At 48.1% G+C, this 10,380-nt stretch carries 6 protein-coding genes and 4 pseudogenes; all 10 read left to right on the forward strand.

Annotated features, from left to right (window positions below; all coding sequences use genetic code 11):
- Window positions 1–111 precede the first annotated feature (111 nt).
- Window positions 112–687, forward strand: a pseudogene (locus tag ACTNBR_RS15570) (VapE domain-containing protein); the annotation flags it as partial.
- A 241-nt stretch (window positions 688–928) separates the two neighbouring features.
- Window positions 929–1,126 (forward strand): hypothetical protein, encoded by a 198-nt coding sequence (locus ACTNBR_RS15575; protein WP_002592708.1) that lies wholly within the window; start codon window positions 929–931, stop codon window positions 1,124–1,126.
- On the forward strand, window positions 1,127–2,797 hold the full coding sequence (locus ACTNBR_RS15580; protein ID WP_002584321.1) for a recombinase family protein: 1,671 nt from the start codon (window positions 1,127–1,129) through the stop codon (window positions 2,795–2,797). It abuts the gene before it with no gap.
- A gap of 91 nt (window positions 2,798–2,888) precedes the next feature.
- Window positions 2,889–2,972, forward strand: a pseudogene (locus ACTNBR_RS15585) (Maff2 family mobile element protein); the annotation flags it as partial.
- A gap of 91 nt (window positions 2,973–3,063) precedes the next feature.
- Entirely contained in the window at window positions 3,064–3,378 is a 315-nt protein-coding gene (locus ACTNBR_RS15590; protein ID WP_441019128.1) for an HrcA family transcriptional regulator, read from the forward strand.
- A gap of 158 nt (window positions 3,379–3,536) precedes the next feature.
- Complete coding sequence (locus ACTNBR_RS15595) at window positions 3,537–3,887, forward strand: TnpV protein (protein WP_441019126.1); 351 nt, start codon at window positions 3,537–3,539, stop codon at window positions 3,885–3,887.
- Between the two features lie 1,400 nt (window positions 3,888–5,287).
- Window positions 5,288–5,761, forward strand: a pseudogene (locus ACTNBR_RS15600) (LPD11 domain-containing protein); the annotation flags it as partial.
- Between the two features lie 558 nt (window positions 5,762–6,319).
- A pseudogene (locus ACTNBR_RS15605) lies at window positions 6,320–9,250 on the forward strand (DEAD/DEAH box helicase family protein); the annotation flags it as partial.
- 198 nt (window positions 9,251–9,448) lie between these two features.
- Entirely contained in the window at window positions 9,449–9,967 is a 519-nt protein-coding gene (locus ACTNBR_RS15610; protein WP_441019124.1) for an RNA polymerase sigma factor, read from the forward strand.
- Window positions 9,964–10,200 carry a hypothetical protein gene (locus tag ACTNBR_RS15615; protein ID WP_441019122.1) on the forward strand — a complete coding sequence of 79 codons (237 nt, stop codon included), beginning with the start codon at window positions 9,964–9,966 and terminating at the stop codon, window positions 10,198–10,200. The genes ACTNBR_RS15610 and ACTNBR_RS15615 overlap by 4 nt, the downstream gene beginning before the upstream one ends.
- The last annotated feature ends 180 nt before the right edge of the window (window positions 10,201–10,380 follow it).

A 10,380-nucleotide genomic window follows, 5' to 3' on the forward strand; every position in this document is an offset into this window, starting at 1 on the left:
AAAAGCGCGCCGTAATTACAGGCACGTACAAAGAGACATCATTATGGAACTGATATAATAATTCGCTGTTTTTGTGCAGGAGACAGGAACTTTATTTTGCGAGACGACAGTCAGTGCGTGTTTGGCGGCACTTCCAATGCCCTTGACTTCCTGCCCCTTGACCGTTCCGGCAACCGCCGCTTTATCCCGGTCATGGTGTACCCGGAGCAGGCGGAAGTTCACATTTTGGAGGATGAAGCCGCTTCCAGAGCCTATATCGGGCAGATGTGGGCGGAAGCGATGGAGATTTATAAAAGCGGCAGGTTCAAGCTGGCTTTCAGCCCCGCCATGCAGCGGTATCTCAAAGAACACCAGCGGGATTTTATGCCGGAGGACACCAAAGCCGGGATGATACAGGCGTATCTTGATAAATACACCGGGAGCATGGTCTGCTCCAAGCAGCTCTATAAGGAAGCCTTGAACCATGCTTTTGACGAGCCGAAGCAATGGGAAATCCGGGAAATCAACGAGATTATGAACCAGTGCATTTCCAGCTGGCGGTACTTCCCAAACCCAAGAATGTTTTCCGAATATGGCAGACAAAAGGGCTGGGAGCGTGAAAACCCGGCAACGGACTCCGGCAACCCGTCTGAAAAAACGATGGACGGTTTTGTGGAGGTCACAGAACAGATGGAGCTTCCATTCTGAAAAGGACAGCCCGTTGCACCCCCTGTTGTTATCCCGTTGCCGAGCCGGTTGCCGGGAAAAACCCCTTATTTCCGGGCTTTTCTCCCTTATAACAACCAAAACAACAAAAAAATAAAAGAAAAGTATAAATAGTAACCATCGCCAGATTGAGATTGTTTGCAAGGTCTTTTGAAGTCCGTTGCCGGACTTCGTTGCCGACACCCTCTGTCTGGCTATTTTCATGTATGGAGGATAACTGCCTATGGCAAAAAACAAAACAGAGATTCATGTGACCACTGTATTTGACGGGGAGCTTGACGCCACTGATGTGTTCGTCAGCCTGATTTCCCAGAAATACGGAAAGACAAATGCAAAAGAATATCTTGCTAAAAAGAAAGATATAGGCTATAATGAAGATGAGGTTCAAAAGAGCCAGATACCGTCTGGATTGTGTGGGTAAATGGCTATGATGAACGAAATGGAATACAGAACAATCGGTTCGGCACTTGCCGGGGGTTATCGTGCGGCGGTCTATTGCAGGCTGTCAAAGGACGATGACCTGCAAGGCGAAAGTGCCAGTATCGCAAACCAGCGTGATATGCTGGAAAAATACTGCGAAAAGCAGGGATGGGAGGTTGTGGCAGTCTATCAGGACGATGGCTTCACAGGTCTTAACATGGAGCGTCCTGACCTACAGAGAATGTTGAGAGCCATTGAGCGCAGGCAGATCAACCTTGTCATCACGAAAGACCTCAGCCGACTGGGGCGTAATTATCTGCAAACCGGGCATTTGATTGAGGACTTTTTCCCAAGAAACGGTGTCCGCTATATCGCCATGAATGACGGCATCGACACCCTGCGGGATAACAACGACATTGCCCCGTTCAAGAATATCCTGAACGAGATGTACAGCAAGGATATTTCCAAGAAAGTCCATTCCTCTTATCTTCTGAAAGCGCAGAAAGGACAGTTTACCGGGTGTCTTGCCCCGTTTGGGTATCGGAAAGACCCGGAGGACAAAAACCATCTGCTCATTGACGAGGAAACCGCCCCGATTGTGCGGCTGATTTTCGGATATGCCCTGAACGGTCATGGTCCGAACTATATCCGCAGACGGCTGGAGAAAGAAAAAATCCCCTGCCCTACATGGTGGAACCGGGAACGGGGGCTTCGCAATACCCGCACCAAATGGGAAAAGAAAGACCCAGAAAACGGGCGGTATATGTGGGACTTCTCCGTTATCAAAGACCTTTTGATGAATCCCGTCTACACCGGGGCGATTGCTTCCCAGAAAAAGGACTACCGCTTCAAAATCGGCACGATTGGGGAAAAGAAGCCGGAGGACTGGATTGTGGTGGAGGGACAGCATGAACCGCTGATTGACAGCATGAGCTTTGACATTGTGCAGAACAAGCTGAAATCCCGCCAGCGTCCGGGGCAGACCAATGAAATCAGCCTGTTTGCCGGACTGTTAAAATGCGGCGAGTGTGGGAAGTCGCTGACGGTACGCTACACAAACGCTAAACATCCCCAGCGGATTTACTCCTGCAAGACCTACAATGCCTTTGGAAAGAACCACTGCACCCAGCACCGGATTGATTATGACACCCTTTACAGCCATGTGCTGCGGAAAATCCGGGAATGTGCCAGAGCTGCCCTGATGGACGGGGAAGCGGTTGCCGACCGCCTGACCAATACCTGTGAAGCCGAGCAGCGGGAACAGCGGGAAGCAATGGAACGCTCCCTTACAAGGGACGAGGAACGGATTGAGGTTCTGGACAAAATGGTCATGCGGCTTTATGAGGATATGATTGCAGGGCGTATCAGTGAGCAGAATTTCAACACCATGCTGGAAAAGACACAGACCGAGCAGACGGAGCTTAAAACAAAAGTGTCCGAGGGCAGAAAGCGGCTGTCCGATGAAGTCCAGCTTGCCAATGATGCAAAACAATGGGTGGAAGCCATTCAGGAATACGCCAACATCACAGAGCTGGACGCAGCCACCCTCAACCGCTTAATCAAAGAAATCGTTGTGCATGAGCGCATTGACGAAGATAAAACAAGACACATTTCTATCGAAATTCATTTTAATCTCAAACCCATCCCGGAGGTGGAACAGGTCACTGCCTGACCTGTCCCGCCGGGACGGTTCTCTTAACAACACCATATAGATTTTTTGTACGCCGCCGCCCGCCATCGAGCAGAGTTTTTACACCTAATTGGGGATGAAACAGCTGATGGCAGGCGGCGGTGTGGCTCTGATCGGCATTACCCTGGTTCCTCTGCTCTCTGGTCTGTTTGGCTAAGACCAACAACGAGTGATTCGCACTCGGCGGGTAGCGAAAGCTGCCCGTTTACATATAGCAACTATATGAATTTTGATTTGGAGGATAGAAAATGGCAGAATGGAGCCTTTACGGAAACGACCGTAAAGAAAGATTTGAGAGAAGTATTGAGCCGGATGAACTTGCTTTTACGCTCAAGCAGTATCAGACGGTTCTGGGCAAAGGATTCGGTGTCAATGAACTGCTGGAATTGGAGAAAATCCGTGCGATGGCGCTGATTGCAGAAGCAATCAATGATGCGCCTGAGTTCTTCATGGATCAGCTTGGGAAAGCAAGACATGAGTGTAGCTTTAACTCCATCAACGGAGCGATTGAATCGTTACAGTATGTATTCCCGATGCACCGACGACCCGGATGCCTACTTTGAACAGGAAGATTTCTTCAACGTATTCGATTTCAATACCCGTCAGACGGTCAACGCTCTCGGTAATGCAGTCAGCAGTATCGCAGGCAGGATGTTCAAGGAAATCGAAATCACGATCCAAGAGTACAATCAAAGCCAGCAGATAGAAAGGAGTCAAGACCATGATGAACGAAATGACTTACACGCAGGTGGGAGAAGTGCTGATTCCCGACCTGAAACTGGAACACCCAGACACGAAGCCCCTGGGCAAGTACGGCAGGATGCGCAGAGCGTTCCTGCAGGAGAACAATCCGACCCTGTTCAGCGACCTGATCCTGACGGAGCAGTTGTTCCCGCATCTTCAGGAGATCGACGAGACAGCGAACCGCAGAGTGAAACAGCTGATGAGCGAGTATCTTCAGAAGAACCCGGCACCGGACAAGGCGACAAATCAGATGGGCTGGGTACAGCACATGAACAGCCTGAAAGCACAGGCAGAGGAAATAGTGATGACGGAGCTTATCAACAGCTGAGTCTCAATCTTTTCCTCACCGAAGATGAACAGATAAAACTGATAGATGAAGCAGAGAGCAGACAGTTCTCTGCTTTTTCTTTTGCCCAGGAAGAAATCGACCACTTCCTGATGCTGGGCAGCAACCGTACCAACAGCCGTATGGCAATCGCTACTGAGTTTATGAAACAGAAACCTGTTGATGAACTGGCTCAGTTTCTGAAAGAAACTTACAACGGCGGCTATGGTATCAAGGAGAATGGACGCAGCATTTCTGCGTGGTATGCCGAAGATGGCATCCATCTGGCAATGGGACGTTCCGCACGATATACCAAGACTGCCCAGGTCATCCCTTGGACGGAAGCTGCCGAGCGTATCGGACAACTTTTGGAGGAGGGCAAATTCGCTACCAATGTGGAACTTGCCGAAGCTCCACAGCATGAGCGTAATCAACTGGCTGTATCTCTTTGGTATCTCTACCGTGATCTGAGTGAAAAAGGCCGTGCAAGTAACTTTCTGAACATATTGCATCGTGGTACGTTCAGTGGGTTTCCTGATGAAACAAAGCAATTGGCAAAGCAATTAACAGACCCTCACTTTCTCTCTACGCTGACACAGCAATATACCAGTTTTTTGTATGCAAATAAAAGTGATTATAGCCTTATGCGTGCCAGACATCATAAGTTCGACCGCATTATGCAGCAACTGGAGGAATTGAAACTTCCCCGCAGAGAGTATCAGACGGAAATGATGGATATGCCCGTTGTTGGCTATTTCATCACCGATGATGAAATTAATGCAGAGCTTGCCAGCGGAAGCAGCTTTGAGGGTAGCAAGGCTCGTATTTATGAATACTTTCTGGAACCGCACTCCCAGAAAGAAAAGGCAGACTTCCTGAAAAACGAATACGGAACCGGTGGTCGTTCCCATGCGTTGTCCGGTTCTGACCATAGTTCTCAGGATCACGATGCCAAGGGATTGCGATATAAGAAGTCTGGCTGTGAAGAAGTCAAGTTGTCCTGGACGCAGGTTGCTTCCCGTGTAGACGACCTTGTGAAGCTCGACCGCTATCTTTCCCCTGAAGCGATGGCACAGCGTCAGGCGATTCTGGATGCCAAGATGGAGCTTGATTCCACTTTGGAGAGAGCCAAGGAACTGATCGACGATTTCTGTCAGGACGAGTATGATTCCCCGGCAGATTTTGAAGATCTCAGCAAGATTGGTATTGGCTACACAACCGTGACCGATGATGAAATTCCTATCCAGGTATACGCCAATTTGGAGGACTTCCGCATTGAGCGTTATCTGGACGGAACACTGATTGATTCCCGTCAGTATGATTCTTTGCAAGCGCTGATTGAAAACGAGCTTGAAGATTTGGACTTTTCTGACCTGATCGACGTAACAGATGAGCAGGTCGCTATGGTTCAGCAGAAAGAACAGGGCTGGCATTATCAGGTCGGAGATACAGTCTATCTGGACGATACAGCTTTTCTTGTGGAGCAGATTACTGACAGAGAGGTACAGCTGCGTGATCCGACTCTGCTTTACCCCATTTTCCGAGCCGAAAATCGTGAGCAGTTTGAACGACTGCTGAATGATGATGAGAGGAACCATTCCCTCCGTGGTATTGCTGAAGTACCGGGACAGCCGGTTGTAGAGGAAATCAAGGGTGAAATCATTCCCGAAACAGCGCAGACAAGGGATTATAGCTTTGAGTATCAGCTGTTAGACCGCTTGCGTATGGACTGCGAATATTTCCTTGGTGCTGGACAGCACAGCGAAAAGCACTTATGGGCAGGAAACAGACACGCACAAATTGCCAAGATGCGTGAGTTATATGATACAGTTCCCGACAAACCGGGATGGCTGACACCTGATATGATTAACAGCTATGAGGAGCGTATGGCTCCCCGCTATCTGGTTGCAGCTTATCACCATTTTGAAAACGGCTTTGATGACAAGTTGGACTACTACACTTTGGAGGAAGCCGAAAAAGTCGCACAGGGATATGTAGACGGAACTATGGAGCCTGACGGTTTCAAATACGATGGTGCTGCCATTTACGATCAGCAGGAGCATAAGTACATCCGTATTTATGGCGACTATCCTGATGAGAAGGCACACGCACAGGTCTATGCGCCTAACTTCGACGCAAATAGCGTCGAAGTTGTCCCTGAACACTTCATCGACCATTTCTATGTAGTGGAAGATATTCAGAAGCGTGGTGCGCTGGACATCAAGGAGTATGGTTCCTTTGAGGATGCCATGAGAGCCTATCGTGAGCTTCCGTCCACACAGATGAAAGCTCTGGGAGCTATGAACACTAGACGACCTTTACCCGGCAGTCTGGATCTGATCCATTGCAAAGATGGGCAGGACACTATCGTACAGGACTACACGAAGGTGGATGGTTGGGAAAATCCTGAGGTACAGGAGATTATCAGTAGAATCGAAACTGCCCTTCAGGAAAAAGAGGTTCAGCCTGAAATCCATGCTGAGAACTATCGTATTATGGACGATAACCTTGGCGAAGGAAGTCCCCGTCTGAAATACGCCCGAAATGTAGCGGCTATCCGTACCCTGTTCCAACTGGAAGCAGAAGGACGAGATGCTACTCCTCAGGAGCAGGAAATCCTGTCGAACTATGTCGGCTGGGGCGGCCTTGCAGATGTGTTTGACCCGAACAAGGACAGCTGGGCTGAAGAATACAAGAATCTGAAGGGCTTGCTGTCTGATGATGAATATGCAGCAGCAAGAGCTTCAACTCTGAACGCACACTATACCAGTCCTACGGTTATCCGTGGTATCTATGATGCTGTGGAAAGGATGGGGTTTGAGACCGGCAATATCCTGGAGCCTGCAATGGGTGTCGGTAACTTCTTCGGCTTACTGCCTGAGAGCATGAGAGACAGCCGATTGTATGGTGTGGAGCTTGACTCTATCTCTGGTCGTATTGCTCAGAAGCTCTATCCGAAAGCTGACATTACCGTAGCCGGTTTTGAAACGACCAATCGCAGAGACTTCTATGATCTGGCTGTTGGTAACGTGCCGTTCGGAAACTATAAGGTTTCTGATAAGCCTTATGACAAACTGGGCTTCTCCATTCACAACTATTTCTTCGCTAAAACGCTGGATCAGGTTCGTCCCGGTGGCGTGGTTGCTTTTGTGACCAGCCGACACACCATGGACTCCAAGACACCAGATGCCCGAAGGTATATGGCCCAGAGAGCAGACTTTCTCGGTGCAATCCGTCTGCCAAACAACGCTTTCAAAAAGAACGCAGGAACTGATGTTGTCTCCGATATTATCTTCCTGCAGAAGCGTGACCATCCTATCGACATCGATCAGGATTGGGTGCATCTGAATACAACACCTGATGGCTTTACCATGAACAGCTATTTCGTAGACCATCCTGAGATGGTCCTGGGTGAGCTGGCAATGGAAAGCACTCAGTACGGCAAGGATGATCTCACAGTTCGTCCGATTCCCGACGCTGATCTTTCCGAACAGCTGAAGGAAGCCATTGCCCATATTGGCGGTGTGTATCAACCTGTGGAGCTTGCCGAAACAGAGCATGGTATTCAGGAAGATGTAATTCCTGCTGATCCCAACGTGAAGAACTTCTCCTATGCAGTCGTAGACGGAGATGTTTACTTCCGTGAAAACTCCGTCATGCGTCATCTTGATCTGAATGAAAAGGCAAAAGAGCGTGTGACCGGCATGGTAGAACTGCGCCGCATTGTCAATGAGCTAATCGAGTTCCAGCTTGAGGACTTCCCGGATGAAATGATTGCCCAGAAGCAGGCGGAATTGAACGAAGCCTATGATGCCTTTACCGCAAAACATGGTCTTATCAATAACCGTGCTAACGGTCAGGCATTCTCTGACGATTCCTCCTATTACCTCCTGTGTTCTCTGGAGAATGTGGATGAGGACGGCAATCTGAAAAGCAAGGCGGATATGTTCACCAAGAGAACGATCAAGCCAGAACGCAAAGTGACCAGTGTGGACACTCCTTCCGAAGCTCTGGCAATTTCTATCGGTGAACGTGGTCGAGTAGATCTGGACTATATGGCAGAACTGCTTGGCACTCCCGGTGAATATGAAGCTATTGCGACTGAACTGCGTGGAGTCATCTTCAAAGACCCGCTGGCAAATCGCAATGATCCTGTAGACGGTTGGCAGACCGCAGACGAGTACCTTTCCGGTGATGTGAGAAGCAAGCTGAAGATTGCTCAGATGGCGGCAAAGAATGATTCTGCATTTTCTGTGAACGTGCAGGCTCTGGAAAAGGCGCAGCCGAAAGACCTGGATGCGTCTGAAATTGATGTTCGTCTGGGTGCTACCTGGATTGACCCTGATTATATCCAGCAGTTCATGTACGAAACCTTTGAGCCGCCGTATTATATGCGTCGCAGCATCGAAGTCAAGTTCTCTGAAATGACTGCCGAGTGGCGAATCACCGGCAAGAGTAACCCAAGCTATAATGATGTGGCTGCGTATGTGACCTACGGTACTGACCGTGCCAACGCATATCGTATTCTGGAGGAAACGCTGAACCTGAAGGACATCCGAATCTACGACACCATCGAAGAACCCGATGGAAAACAGAAGCGTGTCCTGAACAAGAAAGAAACAACCCTTGCCCAGCAGAAACAGCAGGCCATCAAGGATGCGTTCCGTGATTGGGTATGGAGAGATCCCCGACGCCGTGAAGCTCTGGTTACGAAGTACAATGAGCTTTTCAACTCCACCAGACCTCGTGAATACGATGGCAGTCATATCCGTTTTGGCGGTATGAACCCCGATATTTCTCTGCGAGAACATCAGAAAAACGCTATTGCTCATGTGCTTTATGGTGGAAACACCTTGCTGGCACACGAAGTAGGTGCAGGCAAGACCTTCGAGATGGCTGCATCTGCCATGGAGAGTAAGCGTCTGGGCTTGTGTCAGAAATCCATGTTTGTGGTGCCGAACCATCTGACCTTGCAGTGGGCAAATGAGTTCCTGCGACTCTATCCGAGTGCAAATCTTCTGGTAGCAACGAAAAAGGACTTTGAAACGGCAAACCGCAAAAAGTTCTGCGCCCGTATCGCAACTGGTGACTATGATGCTGTCATCATTGGTCACAGCCAGTTCGAGAAAATCCCGCTCTCCCCGGAACGTCAGCAGAGACAGCTGGAACAGCAGATCGACGAGATCGAGAATGAGATTGCAACGCTCAAATGGCAGCGTGGCGAGAACTTTACCATCAAGCAGATGGAAAAGACCCGTAAATCCTTGCAGGCCAGACTGGACAAGCTGACCTCCACCGAACGCAAAGATGATGTTATCACCTTTGAACAGTTGGGTGTTGACCGCCTGTTCGTAGATGAGAGTCATGGTGTATTAGGGTTTGGTGATTATCTATACCATCAAAATCTCCCCCTCATATAAGTTTTAACTATAATAACGATTGAGGATAAGAATTTTGGACAGTCTCTTCAAAAAATAATTATGAACTTTTTGTTTACACGTCGATAACACAAAATTTGTAGGATTGTGGTATAATATTTACATTCATACTGGAGGATTATGCCCATGCTCATATATTTGATGATGATTGACTCCCCAGAGTATCAATCAAAATTTGAAAAAATATATCTTACATATAAAGGACTCATGTACCATACAGCATATAAGGTTCTCAACAATGAGGAAGATGCTGAGGATGCTGTTCACAATGCTTTCGTAAAGATTGCAGAAAACATTTCAAAAATTGGAGAACCGGTGTGTCCAAAAACGCAGGTCTATGTCGTTACTATAGTTGAGAACAAAGCAATCGATTTGTACCGAGCAAATCAACGCAGGAGTAAGGTCATATACCTTGATGAGATTTCCGGTATTCCTGTAGACGAAAGCAAAGTGCATGGGTTGGCTGCGTGTATGGCTAAGTTACCCCCTCGTTATCGTCAAGTGATCCTGCTCAAATATTATCAGGGGTTCAGTTGCAGAGAGATTGCGAAACAGCTGAATATCACAGAAGCAAATGCAATCAAGCTTGATCAGAGAGCGAAGAACAGATTGCTTCAGATTTGTAAGGAGGAGGGAATACTATGATAACTGATGAGATGTTGGCACAGGCCGCAGCAGAACTGGCTGATGCCATTAACGAAAGTTTACCGGACCCAAGTGAATGCAGCCATCAGTTTTCACCTCGGTTTGAGAAAAAGATGAAACGACTAATCCGCAAGTCTCATCATCCAATCTTCTATCGAACACTACGCACTGTAGCAAGAGTTCCATCAGAATTGATTTTATATTCAGTTATAACTCACCAAAATCTAAAATAAAATTACAAACAATTTTCTATTCAAAAGTGTTTGAATTTATCCCAACAAATTCACGGTTTTTAAAATACCTGCATATTCCGCAAGAATTGCGCATCCGTTCCAGAGGAACGGAGCGCCATTCCGCTTCAAACTGAGCAAAGCTCAGCAGGTTGATTAATTACTATTGGTTATTCTGCGATC

The organism is Bariatricus sp. HCP28S3_F11, assembly GCF_052065395.1.
Taxonomy (GTDB): Bacteria; Bacillota; Clostridia; order Lachnospirales; family Lachnospiraceae; genus Allocoprococcus.

Bases quoted from the DNA above. Each gene is read 5' to 3' on its own strand.
- ACTNBR_RS15615 (WP_441019122.1), top strand. From the start codon at position 9,964: ATGATAACTGATGAGATGTTGGCACAGGCCGCAGCAGAACTGGCTGAT.
- ACTNBR_RS15575 (WP_002592708.1), top strand. From the start codon at position 929: ATGGCAAAAAACAAAACAGAGATTCATGTGACCACTGTATTTGACGGG.
- ACTNBR_RS15580 (WP_002584321.1), top strand. From the start codon at position 1,127: ATGGCTATGATGAACGAAATGGAATACAGAACAATCGGTTCGGCACTT.
- ACTNBR_RS15595 (WP_441019126.1), top strand. From the start codon at position 3,537: ATGATGAACGAAATGACTTACACGCAGGTGGGAGAAGTGCTGATTCCC.
- ACTNBR_RS15590 (WP_441019128.1), top strand. From the start codon at position 3,064: ATGGCAGAATGGAGCCTTTACGGAAACGACCGTAAAGAAAGATTTGAG.
- ACTNBR_RS15610 (WP_441019124.1), top strand. From the start codon at position 9,449: ATGCTCATATATTTGATGATGATTGACTCCCCAGAGTATCAATCAAAA.